Origin of the sequence: Desulfobacula phenolica, assembly GCF_900105645.1 — a bacterium.
GTDB lineage: Bacteria > Desulfobacterota > Desulfobacteria > Desulfobacterales > Desulfobacteraceae > Desulfobacula > Desulfobacula toluolica.
This window is the reverse complement of sequence record NZ_FNLL01000001.1, coordinates 384,060-407,129: the sequence shown is the minus strand read 5'-3', so window position 1 is coordinate 407,129 and position 23,070 is coordinate 384,060. Positions and strand designations below refer to the sequence as shown.

Below are 23,070 nucleotides of genomic sequence, written 5' to 3'. Positions count from 1 at the left end.
TTCTGCTTCCAACTGGTTCTATATATACAAAACCGGTTCAATTTAACCAAGTAAACAAAAGAACAGATTTCAAATCCGTCCCCTGTCGATTCTCTCCCGGCAAAGGCCTTTTACCATGCCGCCCAGTCGTTTTCCCAAAACATCCCAGGAATGTGCCGCAAGCCACCTTTCCTGGAGATTTTGTCTGTTTTTCAAAAGATCCGGATTAAGGAACAGATGTTCAATACCGGCGGCAATATCCCCGGAAGAGGTTCCGGGCAAAAAGTGAACAATATCCCTTACATCGGAAAAAATTTCAAGGGGGGTGCAGACAACCGGACGGCGTGTTGCAATGCCGTACCGAACCGCGCCGCTGGCCGATTCCGCCGTTTCCTGGTATGGAAAAACAACCATGGCAGCGGTATCAAGCAGGGCAAAGCTTTTTTCATCCTCCAGAAACTCGGTTATCAGGGTCACGCAATTGTGCAGCCGGTGCTGTTTTATCAACTCGCTGCATCGCAGTTTTGTTTCATCCGACACCCTGTCCGGATACAGTGCATTGACCATTAACAGATGCACATCCGAACGGGTTTTCCGTAACACGGAAAAGGCCTGGATCAATTGTTCCAGCCCTTTATGGGGCAGCATAAACCCATAACTGGCAATAATGGTTTGGGATTTCAGGGACAGATTTGAAATCTGTCCCCCCGGCAAAATCTGTCCCCGATTAAAGACCCCATGCGGGAAAACAGTCGTGTTTTTATATATGCCCCGGGATTTAAACCGGTTCAGGTCTTCCAACCCATGGACCAGCAGGCGGTCAACCGTTGCAAGGGCATCGGTGGCAGGCGCAAGGGAGGCTTGAAAACCGGGCAGGTTGACATCTTTTGTCGCGTGAAAAAAAATGATCAGGACAATGCCTTTTTCTTTTGCAAAGCTGATAATCTTTTTAAGATGGTCTGCCCGGAAAAAAGCAAAGCTGAACTGGACCACAAGGGCGTCAAGATTTGCCGTTGCCATGGCGGCCAGGAGCGATTCAACATTTCCCGTACAATCTGTCCAGCAGCGAAAAACATCGGCTGTATCTAATTCAGACACGTTATCTGAATTAGAAGCAAATATTTTGATATGAAAATCTTCTTTGGGCAAAGCATCGGTAAGAAATTTCGAATAGGTGGCAATACCGCATTTAGCCTTCCAGGAAGATACCCACCCAAGACGAATTTTTTGGGGGCAAAGGGGTTTTGTCCGGCAGATCTTTTGCTCAAGCGCTGTTAACCTGTCCGCGCATTGATCCCAGGTAAACAGGCGCTGAATAAGTTCTAAAGCTGCATCAAGCCGGGGTTTGAGCTGCTCTTGTTTTGCCAGCCGCACTTGAGCCATTAATTTTCCAAGATGCTCCACATCCGGTTCCATCCAGACAGAGTTAAAAAGATCCATGTGGGTTTCCGCCGCCTGGAACGTAAAATCAATCAGCCAGCTTGTATCAGGCGTGCAGAAATCAGACTGCCCCCCATAGGCGGTGGTAATCACGGGAAGTTTGTGCCACATGGCTTCAGCCATGGGAAGGCCAAACCCCTCCCCTCTTGACGGCGCCACAAGGGCATCACACTGCCGGTACAGACCCGCTATTTGCGAAGCACAAAGGTCTTTGTTGATGATCTCAATGGGCGGACTGTCCGGAAACCTTTTTTTTATCTCTTTCACCTGTTCTTCAATGGTATTGTGAATGTTTGGAAAAGTTTTAATCACAAGGCCGACATCGTCTTTTGAAGTAAAAGTCGATGCAAAGGCTTCAAGCAGCAAGTCCGCGCCCTTGCGGGGAAAGCACGAAGAGATATGCAAGAATTTATAAACATCAGGGGACAGATTTGAAATCTGTCCCTGTGAAATCTGTTCCTGTCCGCGCTGTTGAATATGATCAATCCCGCACCCGGCTGCTGTTATCGGCAAATGGACCCCATTGTCAACAAGGATTTTTTTTATGAATTTTGAGAGTACGGGCAGGCCGTCAAGGTGGCGGTTAAATGACTGGGTCCATTCAAAGGGAAGCATGGACTCTTCCCAGGCAAAATACAACAGATTGATCCGACCGTCCATGTCCGCCACCCTCGGCGGATAGAGATTGCGAATCACCACCCCTGCCCGGCTGGCCTTTCTGCCCTTTTTCCAAAGAGTTTCAACGCCGGGAAGGGATCGGATGGCAGCCGGGTCCGGTTCATAATCACCTGGTCCCTCCGTGGCAAAGAGCCCTACCTTTCCGGGATTTTTCCTGTCCAGGGCCAGGGCGACTTCCCGGTTAACAAGGGCCAGGCTGTAGGAGGATTCAAAGGGGCCTTCAACCTGGTACTGCAAGGGGACGGATTTGTGACAATGTGGACGGATTTCAAATTCCGGAACATCAATCCCCTGTTCTTCTAAAAAGCCGTACAATTGTTGTGACAGCCGGTTTTCTGTAAAGTGAGCGGCATGGCGTTGCTGGTCTTGTATCAAAGCCCTTTGCATGGCATGATCACGGGACAAAATTTTTATGAGGGCGGCCAGGCGGCGATGGTCTTTTTGAGTAACCAGAATACCGGCATTACCCAGGGTATAAGGAACATTGCTGCTTTTAAATGCCATAACCGGCACATCAAATGCCATGGCTTCAATTAAAGGAACACCAAATCCTTCGTGTTCGCTCATGCACAGAAAAAGATCGGCTGCCCTGTACCAGCCATATAGCTCACTATCAGGGATTTTTCCCGTGAACCGGACCTGATCGTTTAAACCGGCCGACCTAACCAGGGCCGATAATTTTATATAATAGGGATCCATTTCAGAATAGCCGCCCACAAGAACCAGCTGGAAAGGCCGGATCAACATGGTTTTCAAATGCAATGCAATGGTGATGAGATCTTCCTGGCATTTATTGGGACAAACCCGGCCCACAAACAAAATTGTATAAAAACCTGACGCTTCACTCACAAGGGCTTCATCCCATTTTCGGTTTTGAATCGCGTCCGTGTCTATTAAAAGGGGCAGTTCTTTGACATTGGTGTACCCCAGATGTTTCAGCTCATCCGCGTTCAGCCGGGAAACACAGATGCTTGCATCCATAACAGGAAGAAAAGCGTTCAGCTGCTCCCTGCCAAGACGTGCATAGTATCTATAGGGGGAGTCTTTGGGAAAAAAATATTCCGGCGTAATATTGTGATATACCAAAATTTTTTTCCCCGGAAGATTCATTACCCAGTCGGCAAGATCATGTCCCATGGAGTGATGGACCAGGAGAATATCATCTTTTTTCAATTTCAGCTTATTGTGGGGGACAAGATCTTCTTTTAATTCCGGTACAACCCGTTCCACAAAAATTTTTGAAACAAAGCCAAACCGTAAAAGCATCCGTCTTATCAGAAGCATTGAATTGGTGACTGCATCACCATAGGCAGATCCCGAGTGAAATTGGTGAATAACTGTTTTTTTCATAATTTTTATTTTATATTCAATCAAATTACCGTAAAGACGGCAGAACAGCTTTTAAAAAAAGATCTTCGATTCTTTGATTCGAAAACCGGTGGATATTTTTTCTGCCTTCTCTTGCAACATAGTCACGATAGTTTTTGTTATTGGATAAAACATGGATGGCGGCTGCAAACCGTTGATAATCCGGCGTATCAAACAGAACCTGGTTTTCACCCAGGGTTTCCGGCACTGCGCCTGCATCCAGTGCAACAATGGCCAGAGAATGAAACTGTGCCTCTAAAATCGGCAGACAAAACCCTTCATGGCAGGACATCAGCAAAAAAACATGGGAAAATTGATAATAGGTGTGCAGCTCATCAAAGCTTACAGAGCCCCTTATATCCACCATCCCATTTAACCGGTTCACCCGGATTAAATGGTTCAGTTCCTCCAGATACCCGCTCAAACCGGGATCAATGCCACCCACAATGGTCAGCCGTATATTTGAATCATACATGGCGGCATAACCGGCAATAACCCCGAGCAGATGCTTGTGACCCTTGTTGGGCACCAGGCGGCCCACAAACAGGATGTTCACCTTGCCGTCGTCTAAACTGCAGGCCAGATCCGTATGGATGCCCGCGGTTTTAAAATCATCCAGTTTGTGGAAAGGGGGAATGATCCTGATTCTGGACGCATCTATTTTCTGCATTAAAAAATCTTCTGCATTAAACCGTGAATCGCATAAAAATGTCGTATCCTGCTTTAAGCCCGCAATGGCAAGGGTCTGGTCCATGCCGTGTTTACAATAGGTTTCATGGAACCGGTTGTAAGGTTCAAAAAATCCGGGTGGTGTGATGTTGTGATATTTAATAAAAATTCGGCACCTTGCTTTTTCCAAAACCTGTTGGCCATCACCCCAGCAACCGCCATGGTGATAAATCAATATATTGTCAGGATCATCAATCATATCATACAGGGTCGTCTTGTCTGTCACATATTGGGCCATGCGGTCATTTGCCGTTTCCTGGGCATAAATAACCGTTGGGATATGGTTGCTGGTCAGCAGGAAAAACTGATGGGAGACATCGTTTCCAATGGCATCATGTTCCAGCAGGGAACCGACGGCAATACAGATTTTCATGCCTTAAACCCAATAACCGAATAATCCCTGCCAATGGTAAAATAATGATTTAAAAATTGATCTTCGATGTGAATGGAATTTTCCGGGTGAAGTCTTAAAATTTCAGGATTTACAAATCCCCGCGCTTCAATCAAATATGCCAGCGTATTGGGCGGTATGGGATTCTGATGGGAGGGATCCGTGTAAAAATCACACGCCCCCACCATTAAATTTTCAGGATTCGGAGTTTCAAAAACAACCATCCCGCCGGGTTTTAATACTCTCAGGGATTCATCAAACAGGGCAATCATTGTTTTAAAGGGCAAATGCTCCACAATGTGAAAACCTGTAACAACCGAAAGGGTAGTGGATTTCTGATCTCTCAGATACGCCAGAACCTCCGATTCCACAACATCCAGGCCCGCCTCCCGGCATTTTCCGACCATCAAGCGGTTTAAATCCAGACCTGTGGCCGTAATCTTATTTTCTTTTAAAACCTTGAGCCATTCCCCGCGACCGCAGCCCACGTCCAGTACGAGTCCGTTGTTTGTCTTTTCACAAGCCTTTTGCACATAGGGCAGATAAACGCTTACCCGCTCTTTGATATCAGCTTCCTCACCCCTGAACCGGTCTTCAAAACTCAGGTACATGGCATCCATGATATGATCTTCTTCTTTGACCATGTTTGTAAGCGCTTCATTTGAAATAGGTTCAGGAAGCCTTTTCCGGGCCTCTTCCAGGAGTAACAGAATCCTGCGCTGCATATCCAGGAGCGTTATTTTTTGATCTTTTATCTGTTTTGGCAGTTTCAAAAAATCATTTTTATCTGCTTTGCCTATCATTAAAGCCTCTTCACCAAACCTGGCCTGTTCCCTGGATATCTCTGTAATCCGGGTGTCCCGAACAGCTCCGGCCCGGATGATATCTTTTTTCAGGTTTTCAATCTCATCTTTTAATTGGCGCAGTGTCTTTTCCATCTTCTCTTCCATCAAGAAAGTTTGCTCAATTGACGCACTTTCAAGCTTCCGTATGTTTTTCAAAACAGCGGGAAGATTCAACAAACAGGTAACAAATCTCAATCCCCATCCCAGCAAGGGTATTTTAAAAAAAATCCGGAGCAGAAAGGGAAGCAAAAGACCTTTTACCAAAACCTTTTTCCGGCGTCCTTCACGGGAATACCGGAGCCGGCCGATAATATCCACTTTTGTCAATTCACCACTCTGCAGTTTATCAAGATAAATTTTTCCCCCTTGGGGATCGGGTTCCCGGTGAAGAATTGAAGCATAAACCCGGTTGATAAACTCCTGCCCGTGAAACTGTAAAAAATAGTCTTTGGAAACATCCCTGGGGACAGATTCGACATCCCTGGAGTCTCTGGGGACGGATTTGAAATCCGTCCCTTTTAAAAGAGGATGCACCGTCTTGTGCTGTTGAAGCTCTTCCTCTATGCGGACCTTTATTTCATCGATATTTATCTCAGGATTATTAATTTCAATCATAATTTAATCTCCCCCCTGTACATTCAAATCCGGTGTAAGCCTTACCAGGCCGGTGAAAAAATATCCATCTCCTGCAACGACCTCAAACACTGCACATCCATCCATCCAGTGAACACACTCGTCAATATGACTTGGACCTGTGTGAATTGCTGCGGTGATGGAATATTTGCCGGCTCCCAGATTAAACTCTTTAAAGGCATAGGTCACATAACGGGTCTGTCCTGATTTGATACTGATCGGTGTTTTAAGATAAAAAGAATTTGTTCCGTATATATCCTGCCCGAACCTGTCCCGTATGACAATCCCCAGGGTAAGATTCTCCATGGCAACATGGCCTGTAAAACAAACCCTGATATTAACCGGATGACCGCTCATGAGTATTTCAGAAGCATTGTTATTTTCATCCAGAACTGCAACCTCATCAATCATGACCTTGTGGTTACCGTACCCGGAAGACGCAAGATCATCCCTGTAGCTGATCTCTTCGCCCCTGGATCGCTGCGCAATGAAAAAATTATAACGGTTAATGATGGCTTCCGGCTCGCCATATTCAACCGCTGTGCCGTGATCCAGCAAAATCGCCTTGTCACACAAAACTTTTACCGCATTCATGTCATGGGAAACAAAAACAATAGACCCCCCGTTGTCCTTAAACGCCTTGATCTTTTTCATGCATTTCTGCTGAAAATAAGCGTCTCCAACGGACAGGGCTTCATCTACAACAAATGCGCGGGGTTCCGCATGAATGGCAACGGAAAATGCCAACCGCATGACCATGCCTGAAGAATAAGTTTTCAAAGGTTCGTGGATAAACTCACCCAGTTCCGTAAACCCAATGATGGTATCCAGTTTTTTATCGATCTCCCGGCGGGAAAGCCCGAGATAGGTGGCATTATGAATAATATTGTCAATGCCTGAAAACTCAGAGTTAAACCCTGTCCCAAGTTCCAGCAGGCCCGTGATCTTACCGGAAATATGGATAGAACCTGAATCCGGTATGAGAATCCCGGTCAACAACTTTAAAATGGTTGATTTACCGGCACCGTTTTCCCCTACTATCCCAAGTGTTTCACCCTCCTGAACCTCAAAGCTGACCGCATTGACCGCATGAAACTCCTTGTGATAACACCGCCGTAACAAGATCTCCTTGAGCCTTTCCGATGGTTTCCGGTAAAGTTTAAATGTTTTTGAAATTTTTTTAACCGCTATCATTCTGCCACCCGTTTAAAAACATCAAGGGTTTGCCCGGCTGTTTTCTCCCAGGTAAAAGCGGCTGCCCGCAGCCGTCCTTTTTTCACCAGATCGTTTCTCGTTTCAGTGTCATGGACAAGAATTTCAATGGCATGGGCAAGATCATCGCTCCGGGCAGGATCGATCAAAACGGCAGCGTCCCCGGCAACCTCGGGCATGCTGGCCGTGTCGGAACAGATAACCGGACAATTGCAGGCCATGGCCTCAACAATCGGAAGCCCGAATCCCTCGTAAAGGCTGGGATACACCAGGGCAGTTGCCCCGGTATAAACCGCCCTTAAATCATGGTCGGGAATATGACCGGTGAGATAAATCCTGTTTTTAAAATTTTTGCCCTTAATTTTCTCAAGCCAGCGTTTTTTCCCCCATCCCTGCCAGCCCACAAAAACCATGGGAATATCGGTATGGGCAAGGGCAAGGGCATCAATTAAAAGATCAATATTTTTTCGGGGCTCAAGGGAACTGACAAACAGCAGGTAGGACTCGGGCAGATTGTAGTAACGCCTTACAGCTTTCACACCCTCATCACTACAGGGAAAAAACAAAGGATCCGGTGCCAGGGGAACGGCTGTTACCATAGAAGGCGGAACCTTGAATTCATCCATTATCTCCTGCCTTATGAACTCGGAAATAGTGAGGATATGTTTTGCATAGCGCAGCCGGATTTTTATGAAATATTCAAACAGCCACACCCGTTCTTTTGGATGGGTATCCCTATATCGGCGCAACGACAGATCATAAACCGAATAAACCGTTGGAATAGCTGTCAGCTTTGCCGGGGTAAAGGCAGTTTCATGATAAACGGAAAAAGCTGACGGGTCTTTTCTGCAGATTTTATTGAGATAATATTCATATTTAAACCACCGGGCGGCCCGCAAACCAAAGACAAGAGCATCCGGCAGGGTTCGCACCGACCGGTTGGTATTCTGCCAACTGAGCGAATCTGCCGACGGCGGCATGGCATCTGTTGTAGTCCTGCCGTTAAAATAGGCGACATCAACCGGGTCCATGCTATTCATGGTAGTGTACAAATTGCGCAGATACCTGGCAATGCCGGTCAAAAGCCCGCTCATAGGAATGGAATCAACTAAAATTTTCATAACCTGCCCGACATTGATAGAACGATTGGATATAAATAAAACAGTGTGGCAAGAAAAACCAGGTTCAGCAGAATCAAAAGATAAAGCCGGATACGATTGAGCAGCCGCCTCCAAATCAGAAAAGCCCCGGCCATAAACACGAATGTCAAGCACACGAGAAAAAGCAGCTCCATTATAAAAAGTCCCTGATATCTTTTTCCAGATAACGAAGCATCAGAAAAGAAAAAAACAATACAAAATGAGTCATAACCGTTAACAAAACAAGGGCCTTAAACGGTGGATAATCATTAAACACAAATATCCTGTGGTAGGATTGAATGAGAATATATGCCGGGTTATAAATCATGAATTTCTGTAAAACAGACGGAAGGATATCCGGAATATAAACAATGGGCGTAAACCAGAACCAGAGTTGCAGAATCACACCTGTGATTTCACGAACATCACGAATAAACACATTCAATACGGCTGCAAACAATCCAAGACCCAGCGCCAGCAGTTGTTGAAGGTAATAGAGAAAAGGAATCAACAAAAAAGATCCGTGAAAATCATACCCCTGAAAAACCAGGATGATAAAAAAAACCAGCATGGAGATGCCATAGGTAATGGTTTCAGACAGGTTGATATGCAGCAGTAAAGAGGAAAAGGATGTATTCACCTTGGTAATGATATGCTTTTTTTCCAGAAACACCGAAGCACTGCGATTGATCGTTGCAGCAAAGGCTGTCCAGGGAATAAGACCTGCAGCCAGATAAATGCCATAGGCATTCATCTGGGAGGTTCCCGGAAGACGCGCGCCCATGACCTTGCCAAAAATAACAATATAAATAAAAAGATTGACCATGGGCCATATAATGGCCCACAAAGACCCGAGTACCGACCCGGCAAACCGTTCTGCAAAATCACGCCGGGTGATTTCCATGATGTATGAGACATTCAGCGTTGACATGGTTATTCTATTCCGGGGACAGATTTATAAATCTGTCCCCCCTTGCATTGTTATTCAAATCTATTCATAAAAATTACAGACCTTGAATCCCTCCTGCCGGCAAAGGGCATCCCGTTTTGCTTCTTCCATGTCATGACAGACCATCTCCCGGACCAGTTCCTCAAAAGAGATACAGGGTTTCCAGCCAAGCTCCCTGTTGGCCTTGGAAGGATCACCCAGAAGAGTTTCAACTTCGGCAGGACGAAAATAGCGGGGATCAATTTGAACAATTACATCCCCGGGTTTTAAAGCCGGGTATTGATTCACATCCCCGGGGACAAATTTGACCTGGGGGACAGAATTCAAATCTGTCATCTTGAAATCCTCAACAATCCCTTTTTCCTCAACACCGTTTCCTTCCCATGCAAGGGTCACCCCCAGCTCTGCTGCTGCAATCTCTACAAACTGTCTTACAGAATGCTGGACACCCGTTGCAATGACATAATCATCCGGTGTCTCCTGCTGGAGCATAAGCCACTGCATCTCCACATAATCTCTTGCGTGTCCCCAGTCTCTTCGGGCATCAAGATTCCCCAGATAAAGACAGTCCTTGCTCCCCAGGACAATCCGGGCCAGAGCCCGGGTAATTTTCCGGGTCACAAAAGTCTCTCCCCGAAGGGGGGATTCATGGTTGAACAATATCCCGTTGCACGCATACATGCCATAGGCTTCCCTGTAATTCACCACAATCCAGTAGGCATAGAGTTTTGCAACAGAATAAGGACTTCTGGGATGAAAAGGGGTTTTTTCCGTCTGGGGCGTCTCCTGCACACTGCCATAAAGTTCCGATGTGGAGGCCTGGTAAAACCGACAGGTTTCATGAAGGCCAATGGTTTTAACGGCCTCGAGCAGACGAAGCGTCCCCAGGGCATCCGTATCAGCCGTATATTCAGGTGCCTCAAACGATACCGCCACATGGGACTGGGCTGCAAGGTTATAGACCTCGTCGGGCTGAACCGTCTGAACGATCTTGATCAGATTGGACGAATCCGTCATGTCACCGTAATGAAGTATGAGATGTCTGTCTTTTATGTGCTGGTCCTGATAAAGATGATCGATCCGATGGGTATTAAATAAAGAGGCCCGCCTTTTTATTCCATGTACTTCATAGCCTTTATTGATAAGAAACTCAGTAAGATACGCCCCGTCCTGCCCTGTAATACCTGTTATTAACGCTTTTTTCATTTATCGTCCTGGTGTCAGGGGACATATTTAAAATCTGTCCCCGAGTACTGTTAAATCTGTTAGGAGACAGATTTTAAATATGTCTCCAAGCCCTATCCGTTTTCCAGCTCAGCATCAACCATCATTTCGGCCACGTCACAGCCATGAAATTCGGCTTTCCAGCTCAGTTCTTTTTCTGCTTTTCCAGGGTTGGCACGGATGGTCTGTATGTCAGCGGGACGTAAAAGCCGAGTGTCGATTTTTACATATTTTCTCCAGTCCAGATCAAGGCGCTTAAAAACCTCGGCAATAAAATCTTTCAGGCTAATGGTGGTGCCTGTGGCAATAATATAATCATCCGGTTTTTCCTGCTGCAGCATCATCCACATGGCATTTACATACTCGGGTGCCCAGCCCCAGTCCCGCTCAATTAAAATATTCCCGAGCAAGAGTTCTTTGCTTTTTCCTCCGGCAATCCGGCAGGCTGTTTTCACAATCTTGCGGGTAACAAAATGTTCCGGCCTTAAATAGGATTCATGGTTAAACAAAATCCCTGTGCAGGCAAACATATTATAGGCTTCCCGATAGTTGGCTGTCAGCCGGTAAGCGGCCGCCTTGGCAATCCCATAGGGACTTCGGGGGCTAAAAGGGGTGTCTTCCGTTGCCGGTCGACCGTGAATATTGCCGAAACAATCACCTGAACCTGCATTGTATAACCTTACTGGAATGTTTAAAATTCGAATCACTTCAAGAATATTCAGGGTTGCCATACTGATACTTTCAAAGGTTTCAAACGGTTCATCAAAAGAACGGGCAACGGAACTTTGCCCAGTAAGATTGTAAACCTCATCCGGTTGATGCTCATTCATAACTTTTATAACATTTCTAAAATCGCATAGTGATGATGAAACCAGTTCTATATTATTCCGTATATTTAAACGGTCAAGATTATCAAAAGAAGCTGCATGGATATTTCGGGAAACGCCTGTCACCCGATAACCTTTTTTCAGCAATAAGTTAGCTAAAAAAGCCCCATCCTGACCTGAAACACCAAATATAACAGCCTTCTTCATTCACTTACCTAATTTTTAATTAATTTTTGCATGCCAAAGAATGCAATTATGTATCAAACATCTCTTTACATCGCAAGTTTTTCATGAAAAAAATGGAATATTCCTACAGAGGATGGGGGATGCAGGGCAACTTGACAAATTTATCCGTGGCTACAAAAATTTTTTCAGAGACAGAAGAACCTTCCGGTTCAGAGCTGAAAAAATAATTTTTATTGGATTCAAGTGTTATGGAAAAATGACCGGCATTATTGGTAACAACACTTTTAAGCGGGTTCAGGTCTTCATCATAAACCATAACCGTTTCCCGGGCAATTTCCTCTCCTGGCGTGTAAAGGCTGTTTTCATCATTATCCCAAAAGAGAATTCCATAGATCCTTGAATTTTGTTCATCCGTATCATTGACACCGATTCCGACATCAAGCGTTAAGACCATATCAAATTCTTTTTCGGAACATAACGATATCCCCAGGCCGGCATTTTGAAACTCACTCGAAAAGACAGTGGCACCAGCAGGCCAAGCTTTAAATTCATTCAGCACCAGGGATGAAAAAATTTTATTGACACATGCGACAGTATTATCTTTTTCACAGGCAACCTCTACAACTGATTCCAGGACAGACGGCCCGTTGTATCCATAATGAACACTTCTTTCCGAAGGAGTCATGGGAAATAGCAACGGTTCTGGATAAATTCCGTTGAGCATATAAAAAGAACCGGCAACGGCCGACAAGTGCAAAGAAGAATCAAAAAAAAGAGGGGAATACTCTCGTCCAAGCGAATGAAAAACATTCCAGTTTTCATAAAAAATTTCAATCAGTTCCTTATCAAGATATGCCTGTACCTTCCATGGTTCAGACCGAACCTGGTTTATCAGGTTTAAAACCTGTCCTTCAGATTTTAAAACCGAAGACCCCAGACGAATTGTAAAAAACCATGCATTCATCTGGGCTTCCGTAACACCTGATTTAATGGAAAAACCCACATAGGCGTAATCACTTGAAAGGATATATTGGAAATTTTTATTTTCAAGCTCTTGTTTAAAAAGGTAATCAATAAAAATTTTACCGGCAATATCTGAAGACATGAAATTTAAAAAAGTAACAACCCCGCCTGTTTCAACCGTCAAAAGATGGACTTGGCCGTTTTCCTCCGCCGCTGTACTTTTTTCATCCACAAAAATATTTTCATCAGCAGCCCCGGAACTTAAAGATTCATCCATCACATAAGGTTCCAATGCGGTATCCGGCAGAATGCCCTTCTCTTTCAAAAATTCCGTGTCATACCCCAGAGAGAGGGCATAAGAAAAAGGGGCCGTTCTGATCTGATTTATAAGACCCAGAAGAGAGGATTGATTCCCGGATGTCTCCGCAGATGAAAAGCTGCAGACACAAAAAATGATAATAGCCAAGACTGTCGTATATATTTTAATTTGTTTCAACATAATACTTAAATGAGAAAGCAAGATACATACCATATTATCAGCGAATTCTGGCACAACCTTGATGATTCGTTCATAAAAAGGCCTTGGCTAAGGGCCTTTGAACTTTTTTATCAGATGTTTTATTTTTTTTTTGGCAAGATACTGGGCATGGCCGCTGTTCAGAACTGGTCATATCCGGCCCCATTTGGTCAGGACCGAAGAAAAGATCTATAGATCCGGATATATTTATCTCCCTGAACAGCAGCCGTGAAATTGTCCAGGTAGTGGTGAAACGCATTTTTAGAAAATCTTTCACACAGCGCCTCATCGTTTACGATGGCATTGATTGCTCCTGCCAGAGCAACGCTTGATCCGGGCTGAACAACAAAACCGGTATAATTATGCCGGTTGACAAGGCTTGTGCCCGTACCCAGCTGTGTTGAAACAAGGGGTTTTGAAAAATAGAGCCCTTCGAGAAGGATCTGGCCGAATGCTTCGGCCGGCGTGATTGAAGGCAGGACAATAAGTTTTGATTTTTCAATTAAAAACTTAAGATTATTGTCACCCTGGAATCCCATCAAATGAACATTTCCCAGGTTTTCATTCTTTATTCTGGATGCAAGTTTGTAATACAGATCCCCTTTGCCCACTATCACAATATCATTGTCGATTTTCTTTGCGGCATCCAAAAGAATATCAAGCCCTTTATACCATCTTAACACACCGACAAACAATGCATATCCTTTGAATTTTTCCGTGAATTCAATGATATCAGGGTCTGGATCAGGAAGATTGAAGAATCGTTTTTCGTTTATAAAATAAGAGACCTCTTCTATTTTATCCCTGAATTGGGCAAGGTATGGTGTTATTTTTAAAAGGCCTCTGGTTGAAATGCAGATTTTATCCATTTTTTTAAAAAATTGCTTCATAAACGGAAGGTAAATTCTTTTTAAAGGCTTAATTTTATGAATATCACAGTGGAATGTCACCAAAGCGGGTTTTCTGATGGTATGAAAAAGTGCCAGAAGTTCTGCTGTCGGCCAGGGAAAATGAAAGTGAAGGATATCGGCATTCGCACATATTTCCCTGAATGAACGGGCAAAAGCCATACTGAACGGATTTGAAAAAACATCAACCGTTGTTTTGTAAAATTTTGTTTTTATACCGTCAGGTGTTTTAATGGTATAAGTTTCAGCCCCCACAGAGACAACTTCAACATCAAACCCGTTCTTTCGGGCATGGGTTCCGTACTGCCGGATGGCCTCTTCCAGGCCCCCATTGGTTTCCGGAAAATAGGTTTTAAAAATATGGGTTATTTTTGCCATAAATAATCTTTCTGGGGACAGGGACAGATTTCAAATCTGCCCCCAATGTCCCCAAAGCAGAACATTCGAGCATTCAACAGAGCAGAGCAGCCAAGCAGATTAGCTCTACTCCCGCATGGCCATGTCAACATTTTTAAGCAGAGGCCCCAAAAGATAGCTGATCACGGTGCGCTTATCGGTTGTAATATAACAGGACACGGGCATACCGGGTGACAAATAAGCATTTTTGGCTTTTAAATCATTTTTATCCACTTCCACATGGGCTTCATAATAGGACATGATACCCTGGGCCGTCTGCTGGCTCATTAAATCCGGAGACACATAGGTAACCATGCCTTTTACGGGGGGAGTGGATTTTCGTTGAAACGCAGCCAGCTGCACCTTGGTATCCTGCCCTTTTTTCACACTGATGATATCCTGGGGCCGTACCTGTGTCGTAATAATCATTTTCAAGTCTTCCGGCACGATTTCAAGCAAGGGCATACCAGGCCGGATCACACCGCTGTCTTCGGAATGTACCTGCATATTAATGACCACCCCGCTGACAGGTGCCCGTATTTCCAAGCGCTCCTTGGCATCCAGCTGAGGTTTGATCTGTTCTTTTATTTCAAATATTACATCAGTCAGATCTCCCAGCCTTGACACGGCCTGTTCCCTGTACTGGTTCTCTATGTCCACAATCCGAAGTTTGAGTTCCTCAATCATCTGAAGAAATTGTGCAATATCCTGGTTAAGTTTGCCTTTTTGTCCCTTGTAAGTGGACAGGCTTCTTTCAAGTTCAAGGATATTTGTTTTTCCCATATATTTTTCTTTTAGCAAAGGCCGTTTGCTCTTTAAATCTTCTTCCAGGTTCTCGATGATCTCCACCTGACTGGCAAGTTCTTCCCTGGCTCCTTCAATACGGTTTTCCAACTGCTTTATCTGTGAATAGTGCAGTTCTATCTTTCCTTGTATGTCAGAACGCCTGGATGTAAAAATATCTGTTTCAGTAGCGATATTCTCAACAATCTCAGGGTTGGTTTTTAATTTTTCAAACTCTTTGGGCCAGACAATCTCTGATTTCATGCCCGCTTCCGCCCGGAGCCTTGCCGCCTCTGCCTGCTTAGCCCGCAGCCGCCCCCGGAGCAGATCCACATTGGAACTGACCTGGGAACCTTTCAGCTCAATAAGAACATCCCCTTCCTTAACCGTGTCCCCTTCCTTTATAAAAATTTTATCAATGATTCCACCCTCAAGGTGCTGAACAACTTTTCTTTCTCCAGACACCTTGACCACCCCAGAGGCAATGACCGCACCCTGAAAAGGAAAATATACAGACCAGACCGTAATCCCCCCGAAAAACAGGGCAATAACAAATAACCCGGCAATGATATATTTCAAGGGATTTGTATTTAATATTTTATTTTGTTCTTCCATATCTATACTCCTGCTGCTCCTGCTGCCTGCTGGGGCTGTTGTTTGTTGGCAAGCTGACTTAAGACCTCCTTACCAGGTCCATACATAGCCACCTGGCCTTCCTTAATCACTAAAAGCTTATCCATGTTCACTAACAAATTGGGCCTGTCCGTGACTACGATGGTTGTAATTTTTTCCTGCTTCAAATTATTCAAAGCAACTAACAACATCCTAAGCCCCAGTTCATCCAAGTGGGTATGGGGTTCATCCAAAACCACGAACTTCGGATCATCATACAGGGCCCTGGCCATAGAAATCAACTGCCGCTGACCGGCAGCAAGATTTTTCCCGGTCCGGTCAATTTTTGTATCATACCCTTGAGGAAGTTTTAAAATCATCTGATGAACCCCGGCCTTTTGAGCCGCTTTCACAACTTTTTCCGAATCCACTTTCCGGAGTCTTGAAATATTTTGAGCCACACTTGCCGGAAACAATTCCGGTTCCTGGGGCAGATAACCCACATATGTTCCAAATTCATCGCGTGGCCAATGGGCAATCTCAGCCCCGTCCAGCCTTACTTTGCCTGCCAAAGCAGGCCAGATACCCAGCAAAACCTTGCACAAAGATGTTTTTCCGGACGATGAAGGCCCGAAAATACCCAAGGTTTCTCCGGGTTCCAGGGCAAAGGATATATTATGTAAAATTGTCCTGCTGTTTAATGCCAGAGTAACGGCCTGTGCATCAAATTTTCCGGCCGGTTCAGGCAAAGAAAGCTTCTTTTTCTGCTTCCTGGTATCCACAAACTGTTTTAACCTTTTGTATGCCGCCATGGCCTCAATGGAAATTTTCATATCTGACAGGCTTCGTTCAAACGGATAAAAAAGCCGTGCAAGGATTATCACACTTGCAAAAATAACCCCAACAGTAATCTCATCTCTGAAAAAAACAAAGGCTCCCACTCCAAATACCGCAGCCAGGGACATCACATGAAGCAAACGAAGAACAGCCCCGGCAAATGCTTGATATGCATCAGCCCCGGACCTTTCAGCCAAAATCTTTTGGTATCTGTCCCGGTATGTTTCCATAACATCCGGCAGCATCCCCATCCCGGAAACAATCCCGGCATGCTTCAGACAGGTTCCGGCAAAATCGGCATTTGCCTGAAACGCCACATCAGCAACCATATAACGCTTTTTTGCAAGCTTTCTTAGCAGAATCTGAAAAAGTGCTACCAGGAAAACCCCGGCAATGGCCACAACCCCGACCAGCGGATGCATGATATAAAGGATGCCAAGATAGATCAACACCCAGGGCAAATCAAGAATATAAAAAATATGACCGTGGACAACGGCATCCTTTAACAATTCAAGATCATACAACCCTCGGTTATAACCATGACCGGTAGTCCCTGCTGCATCAGCCTGCATACTTTTAACCACAAAGGGCATCATTTTTTGAACCAGGTTGTTTCCAGCCTGTCCCAGTATCAGCATACGCAAATAATCCATCAGGCCCATACCAATAAGGCTGATCAGCACACCCACGCTCAATGCATACAAGGTTGCTCTGCTGAAGCTGAACAGAACCCGGTCATACACGACCATCATGTAAACGGGTATGGCAAGGTAGATCAGGTTGATACACACCCCGAAAAGCCCCACAAAAATAAAATATTTAAACCAGGATTTAATTATAGTTTGCATTCACATCTCCCATCATTTGTCCAAAGACCTCATCCCTGTCACCGAACCGGGCCTGTTCTCCGTTTTTAAGCACTAAAATTTTATCCACTGTATACAAAAGACTTGGCTTATGCGTAATCATAATTGTTGTAGCTCCCATTTCCTTAAGGTTTTTTAAGGCTCCCAGCAGGGCCTGTTCCCCTGCTTCATCCAGATTGGAATTGGGTTCGTCCAGAATTACCAGTTTAGGATTACCGTAAAGTGCCCTGGCAAGTCCCACCCGCTGCCGCTGCCCCCCGGAAAGGCTCTGGCCTGCCTCCCCTATATCGGTGTCATACCCTTGGGGAAACCTTAAAATAGTCTCGTGGGCACCGGCTTGTGTTGCGGCATCCAGTATTTTTTTCGAATCAACCTTACCCATCCGGGCAATATTTTCCGTAACAGTACCTGTGAACAATTCAACATTCTGGGGCAGATACCCTAAAGATTGTCCAAGGGCATCATTATCCAGCTTGAACATATCATGACCATCCAGAGTGACCACACCCCGGGTCGGGACCCACATTCCCAAAATCATCCGGCACAAAGAGGTTTTGCCTGCGCCATTGGGCCCCACAAGCCCCATTATCTGACCGGGTTTTAATTCAAAAGAGATGGATTTCAACACCTTGGCTTCCCCGATATCAAGGCTGACATCATCAACTTTTAACTCCCCGTTCACAGTCTCGAGTTCCAGCGGATCTTCATTGTCAGATGTTTTTAAAAGTTTATTTAAATTATCATATGCGCTCCTGGCACCGGACGTCTGTTTCCAGGCTGCAATACCCTGGTTCACTGGTGCAAGGGCCCTTCCCATGATAATGGAAGCGGCAATGATTACCCCTGGATTGGCCTCGTGGGCCAGCACCAGGGCAGCTCCAGCCCCAAAAATAATCACCTGCATGAGAACCCCGAAACTCTGGCTGAAAGATCCCAGTATATGCCCGATATTGCCCACCTTGTCCTGCAATACAATTTCCTTATCATTGATTTTACAAAACCCGTCTGCCGCATGGTCAATCATTCCCATACTTTGAAGCTCCCTTGCCGTTCTAAAGCTTGTGAAAAGCCACTGCCGCCCTTGAATATTCAAGGCTCCTGTATTTTCAATATCTTTTTTTGTCAAGCTGTTTTGCAGCAGCCCGATGATAAATATCACCACTGCACCGCCAGTGGCTGTCAGGCCCAGTACGGGATGAACAAGATAAATCACCCAAAGATAAATAAAAATCCAGGGCACATCAAAAAAAGCAAAAATGGAATTACCACCAAGATAGTTTCGCAAGGTATTAATATCTTTAAGCCCCTGGGTGTATTTCATGCTGTCAGCACGACACAGATCCCGGAGCATATCCTTTAATACTCTCCGGCTCAACAGGCCGTCAAGCTTAACCCCTGCCCTGACCAGAAGTCTGGACCTGCAGAATTCAAGACTTCCCAGGACTGTCAGGGCCACAAGTGCCAGCGCAGTTATCGCATAAAGTGTTGGAAAACTGTAACTGGAAAGGACATTGTCATAAACTGCAAGCATATACAATGAAAAGGTTAGGTGCAGGGTATTGATAAACATGGAAAACAGCCCTGCAAATAAAAAATATTTAAAACAAGACCTCAGAAAAAAAATCATGCCGCCCCCGTAAACTTTGCAAACACTTCATCTTTTGGCCCGAACATTGCTATCTGGCCGTCCCGCATCACCAGAATCTTGTCCATGGAGTGTAACAGAGACGGTTTGTGCGTCACCATAATACAAGTGCATCCATTGTGCTTTTTCATAGAGGCTAATGCAGCTAATAACTGTTGTTCTCCCTGCTCGTCCAGATTGGAGGTGGGTTCATCCAGAACCAGGAACTTTGGGTTCTTATACATTGCTCTGGCAAGGCCGATTTTCTGTTTCTGCCCCCCGGAAAGACGGAGCCCGTTCTCCCCCTCCAGTTGTGTCTCAAGCCCCTGGGGAAAACTGTCCACCATATCTTTTATACCGCAGATATCCAGGGTATTTTCAACCTGTTCCCTATCCACTGTTCCAAGCCGTGCAATATTTTGTTCCACTGTTCCGGGAAACAATTCTATTTCCTGGGGCAAATACCCTATGTACTGTCCAAGTTCTTCCTTGTTCCAGGAAAAAATATCTTTCCCATCAAGATAAACCTTGCCGCCAAGGGAAGGCCATATACCTAAAAGCAATCGGCACAAGGTGGTTTTCCCTGCCCCGCTGGGTCCTATGACTCCTAAAAACTCTCCGGGTTTCAATTCAAAGGACACTCCTTTAAGCAGCACCTGATCTTTAATCCTGAAAACAGCCCCGGCCACATTGAGATGACCTTTTGGCTCCGGCAGGGGCATGGTTTGGGCCTGCTGTTCAAGCATGGCTGAAAACCCTTTCAAGCGCTGGTACGACTCTTTTGCCTGAGTGGTCAAACGCCAGGAAGACATGACTTGCATTAAGGGGGCAAGCCCCCTGCCCATGATTATGGAAGCCGCCACCATTAGTCCGACATTAAATCCCTCTTTCATGGCATAATAGGCCCCGGCACAATAAATCAGCACCTGGATAACATTCTGCATGGGCTTGATCAAAGCCTGTATAGTACCTGCATGACAACTGGATTTTGTCTGGTTCATCAGCACCTGATTATTTCCTTGAACAAATCTGTCACTTATGGCATTGATCATTCCCATTCCGTTGATCACCTCGGCATTTCTCATAAATGAATCCACAAAACGATAATTATGGGCATTTTTAATATTGGCGGCTTTCATGCTCTTACGGACAAGTATTTCCTGCAATGCGCTCAAACCAACCATAACAAGAGCCCCGCAAGTGGCAATAATACCAAGTACAGGATGAAACAAATAAATAAGTGCAAGATAAAAAGGAGCCCAGGGTGCATCAAACAATGCATAAATGGATGGAGAAGACAAATAATTATGCAATACTTCAAGATCGTTCAATCCACCTTGATATGCTCTTTTATTGTCCAGCACACACCCTTTGATCATGCCAGAATAGATTCCCTGTCTCAGCTCAAAACTTAAATCTTTTCCAGCCAGAGCCAGAAGCCTTGATCTAAGATAGCTGAAAAGCCCTAAGACCATGACTGCAAAAAAGGCCGCAGTCGTAATATTTGCAAGGGAAAACCCACTGTAGGAGATTATAACATTGCGGTATATGGTAAACATATAAAAGGGAAAGGTCAGTTGAAGAATATTAACAAAACAGCTTAAAAGCGCGGCAAAAGTAAAATATTTTTTCCATTTTTTAAAAAAAGCAGTCACAGGTCAGATCCGGTCCATATAAAGGTCAATATCATCATTTGTCCATACGGCAGGATCTTTTTTTCCGGTTATCTCATCCTGACTCTGCCGGACAGGTTTACCGGATCTGTCAAGAGAATCAAACAGAACATAAATGGCAAATAAAACAAGAGGCCCCAGAGTGGTATACAGCAACACAACATCAATAGCAATCAACGGTCCCGGACCAAGCATTTTTATCTCCTTAAAAAAAACTGTCAGTTCTGCGTTAACTTAAAACTCGGATCATTATAATAAAGCCCACGGTCAATGCGTTACGTTACAATAACCAGCATTAATATTGTGTCAATAGAACCGACAGCCAATCAAATAAATGGCGTGCATTTATCGTTTCTAAATTAACAGTTCCAGCCTTTTTTTATTTTTCTGCCGTCATCAATTTCAATTCCGATTTTGCCAGCTGATAGTCTAAAACAGCACGGGTCTGATTTCCCTGGGCACGAATCAAGCGGTACTGGGCATCCAAAAGCGATGGAACTGTTGAAAGACCTGCATTGAGGCGCTTTTCTTCCATCTCGTAATACTCTTTGGCAGCAATCAATGCTTCACCGGAAGTTAAGATGCGCTGCTGAGCTTCAGACATGGAATAAAGCGCCTTATGGATTCCTGTGGAAATCATGTTTTCTGCTTCTTTGATCAAAGATTTTATCTTTCTTGCTTGTGCATTGTATTTTTCTTTTTCATACCATGACCTGCCGCCGTCAAACATATCCCAGGTGGCATAAATACCGGTTGACCAGTAACGGTTTCTCTGATCCCTGTCATAGTCCCCGGATGTTGAAGTGCCCGGTTTGTCATAATCTCTGTCCTGGTCATAATACCCAATGTCAAATCTGACCATAGGCAGATATTTTCCCATTGCAATCCCGGCATCTTTGTTTGCAGCATCAAGCTGATATTCAAGACTCTTGATATCCGGCCGGTTTTCAAAGGCTTGCTGCAGGCATGATTCAAAAGAAGGATCATCCGTTACAGTATTATACTGTCCGCCGGAAAATTCCATGTCCGGATCCAGCGGCAGGTCCATCAGGGCGAACAATGCTACGCGCTCGCGGTTTAAATTATTTTTTGCGATCCCCAACTGCTCTTTTGCATCTGCCAGGTCCACGCGGGCCTGAAGGACATCCACATAAGGAACAAGTTCTTTTTCAAAAAACGCTTTGGCAGACTTGATGCTTTCACTCAACCTGTTGACTGACTCGGTAACTGTAATCACATCCTGCCGGGCTTTCATTACTCTATAAAAAGTTATTTCAATATTATAAATCAGCTCCAGCTTTTCAAGGTCCATCTGAGCCCGGGTTGCCTGCTCAAGGATTTTGGCTTTGCCATAAGCATTGACAACTCTTGATCCGGCATAAAGAATCTGGGTCATCTTGATATTGAATGTCCTGCTCTCCTGATCAAGATAATCGGTTTCCGTAGGGCCTTTTGAACTTATGCTGCCAAGCATGCTGTAAGAATAGCCCGATGATACGAACGGCAGAAAATCAGCCCTGGCCACCTTGATGTCATGGCCGGCAGCAGCCACGCCAAGCCCTGAGGCTTTAAGGGAAGGGTTGTTCTTGATTCCTGTTTCCAGGCATTGTTCCAGGGTCATGGTCTGTCCGGCAAATGCCGTACCATTTAACAGGGTCAGGGTAAAAATCAGTATAAAAGCGGTATAAAAAATAGGGTGTTTCACTTTGCCTCCATCTGCAGTTTAATCATCCCGGATGCCCAGGAATGGATATATGTATCAGCCATTTCCTTCCTGCGCAAATCTATCCAGGACTTGAAAATTTCTTCCCATTGTTTTGAAGATATCTGAACGATATTATCTTTTTCCGATGCCAGGTGACAAAACTCATCGTCTTTAAGTATTTCCTCATAATGAAGTATCACCATGTCAAAAACCGATCTTATATAAAACATTCTGGCGGCAATGCGCAAGGGAAAATCCGTTTTTACGGCCCAGTTCCTGAAGCCTTCAAGGGACTGCTCAGGCAGGGCTGCCATATGGGATGTATCATCGGTTGTACAGATCCTGAAAATATGGGCAAGATATCTGCGCAAAGACACAGGCACATTGTCAAACCAGTTGATAAATGCTTGCAAGGGTGTTTTCACAGGATTTCTCTCTTCGTTTTTTTGGTTAACCGTCAAATCAAACAACCGGTCTAAAGATACTGTAAAAATAAATTCCAAGTTCATTAATGCGCTACTATGGGCATTAATTGCCATGTTGTCAATAAAACCCTTCTTTAATATTGCCGTAATTGATCAGAAGA

The 23,070-nt window shown here is 44.8% G+C and carries 17 protein-coding genes; all 17 read right to left on the bottom strand.

Annotated elements, in window-relative coordinates; genetic code table 11:
• Positions 1-69 precede the first annotated feature (69 nt).
• The 17 genes from BLT94_RS01750 to BLT94_RS01665 all read right to left on the bottom strand — a co-directional run bounded on the left by BLT94_RS01750 (position 70) and on the right by BLT94_RS01665 (position 23,023).
• A complete protein-coding gene (locus BLT94_RS01750) occupies positions 70-3,447 on the bottom strand; it encodes a glycosyltransferase (RefSeq protein ID WP_139168963.1) in 3,378 nt (1,125 codons plus the stop codon).
• A gap of 25 nt (positions 3,448-3,472) precedes the next feature.
• On the bottom strand, positions 3,473-4,567 hold the full coding sequence (locus tag BLT94_RS01745) for a glycosyltransferase (RefSeq protein ID WP_092229818.1): 1,095 nt from the start codon (positions 4,565-4,567) through the stop codon (positions 3,473-3,475).
• A complete protein-coding gene (locus BLT94_RS01740) occupies positions 4,564-6,045 on the bottom strand; it encodes a methyltransferase domain-containing protein (RefSeq protein WP_092229816.1) in 1,482 nt (493 codons plus the stop codon). Before BLT94_RS01740 ends, BLT94_RS01745 begins: the two co-directional genes overlap by 4 nt.
• 3 nt (positions 6,046-6,048) lie before the next feature.
• The gene (locus BLT94_RS01735; protein ID WP_092229814.1) at positions 6,049-7,257 is read right to left on the bottom strand and encodes an ABC transporter ATP-binding protein; all 1,209 of its coding nucleotides are present in this window, start codon (positions 7,255-7,257) and stop codon (positions 6,049-6,051) included.
• The gene (locus tag BLT94_RS01730; RefSeq protein WP_245742901.1) at positions 7,254-8,396 is read right to left on the bottom strand and encodes a glycosyltransferase family 4 protein; all 1,143 of its coding nucleotides are present in this window, start codon (positions 8,394-8,396) and stop codon (positions 7,254-7,256) included. Before BLT94_RS01730 ends, BLT94_RS01735 begins: the two co-directional genes overlap by 4 nt.
• Before the next feature lie 172 nt (positions 8,397-8,568).
• A complete protein-coding gene (locus BLT94_RS01725) occupies positions 8,569-9,345 on the bottom strand; it encodes an ABC transporter permease (protein ID WP_092229811.1) in 777 nt (258 codons plus the stop codon).
• Between the two features lie 60 nt (positions 9,346-9,405).
• Positions 9,406-10,569 carry a GDP-mannose 4,6-dehydratase gene (gene gmd / locus BLT94_RS01720; protein WP_092229809.1) on the bottom strand — a complete coding sequence of 388 codons (1,164 nt, stop codon included), beginning with the start codon at positions 10,567-10,569 and terminating at the stop codon, positions 9,406-9,408.
• A 92-nt stretch (positions 10,570-10,661) separates the two neighbouring features.
• Positions 10,662-11,621 (bottom strand): GDP-mannose 4,6-dehydratase, encoded by a 960-nt coding sequence (locus BLT94_RS01715; protein WP_092229807.1) that lies wholly within the window; start codon positions 11,619-11,621, stop codon positions 10,662-10,664.
• Between the two features lie 103 nt (positions 11,622-11,724).
• On the bottom strand, positions 11,725-13,029 hold the full coding sequence (locus BLT94_RS01710) for a hypothetical protein (RefSeq protein WP_139168962.1): 1,305 nt from the start codon (positions 13,027-13,029) through the stop codon (positions 11,725-11,727).
• A 221-nt stretch (positions 13,030-13,250) separates the two neighbouring features.
• Positions 13,251-14,366, bottom strand: a complete 1,116-nt coding sequence (locus BLT94_RS01700) for a glycosyltransferase (protein ID WP_092229801.1) — start codon at positions 14,364-14,366, stop codon at positions 13,251-13,253.
• A gap of 105 nt (positions 14,367-14,471) precedes the next feature.
• The gene (locus BLT94_RS01695) at positions 14,472-15,782 is read right to left on the bottom strand and encodes an HlyD family type I secretion periplasmic adaptor subunit (protein WP_092229799.1); all 1,311 of its coding nucleotides are present in this window, start codon (positions 15,780-15,782) and stop codon (positions 14,472-14,474) included.
• A gap of 2 nt (positions 15,783-15,784) precedes the next feature.
• Positions 15,785-17,464 (bottom strand): type I secretion system permease/ATPase, encoded by a 1,680-nt coding sequence (locus BLT94_RS01690; RefSeq protein ID WP_175530236.1) that lies wholly within the window; start codon positions 17,462-17,464, stop codon positions 15,785-15,787.
• The gene (locus tag BLT94_RS01685) at positions 17,448-19,109 is read right to left on the bottom strand and encodes a type I secretion system permease/ATPase (protein ID WP_092229797.1); all 1,662 of its coding nucleotides are present in this window, start codon (positions 19,107-19,109) and stop codon (positions 17,448-17,450) included. Before BLT94_RS01685 ends, BLT94_RS01690 begins: the two co-directional genes overlap by 17 nt.
• Positions 19,106-20,761: a type I secretion system permease/ATPase gene (locus BLT94_RS01680; RefSeq protein ID WP_092229795.1), complete on the bottom strand. Its 1,656-nt coding sequence runs from the start codon at positions 20,759-20,761 to the stop codon at positions 19,106-19,108. Before BLT94_RS01680 ends, BLT94_RS01685 begins: the two co-directional genes overlap by 4 nt.
• Positions 20,762-20,764: 3 nt before the next feature.
• Entirely contained in the window at positions 20,765-20,974 is a 210-nt protein-coding gene (locus BLT94_RS01675) for a hypothetical protein (RefSeq protein ID WP_092229793.1), read from the bottom strand.
• A gap of 184 nt (positions 20,975-21,158) precedes the next feature.
• Entirely contained in the window at positions 21,159-22,484 is a 1,326-nt protein-coding gene (locus tag BLT94_RS01670; protein WP_092229791.1) for a TolC family protein, read from the bottom strand.
• Positions 22,481-23,023 carry a hypothetical protein gene (locus tag BLT94_RS01665; protein WP_245742898.1) on the bottom strand — a complete coding sequence of 181 codons (543 nt, stop codon included), beginning with the start codon at positions 23,021-23,023 and terminating at the stop codon, positions 22,481-22,483. Before BLT94_RS01665 ends, BLT94_RS01670 begins: the two co-directional genes overlap by 4 nt.
• Positions 23,024-23,070 lie beyond the last annotated feature (47 nt).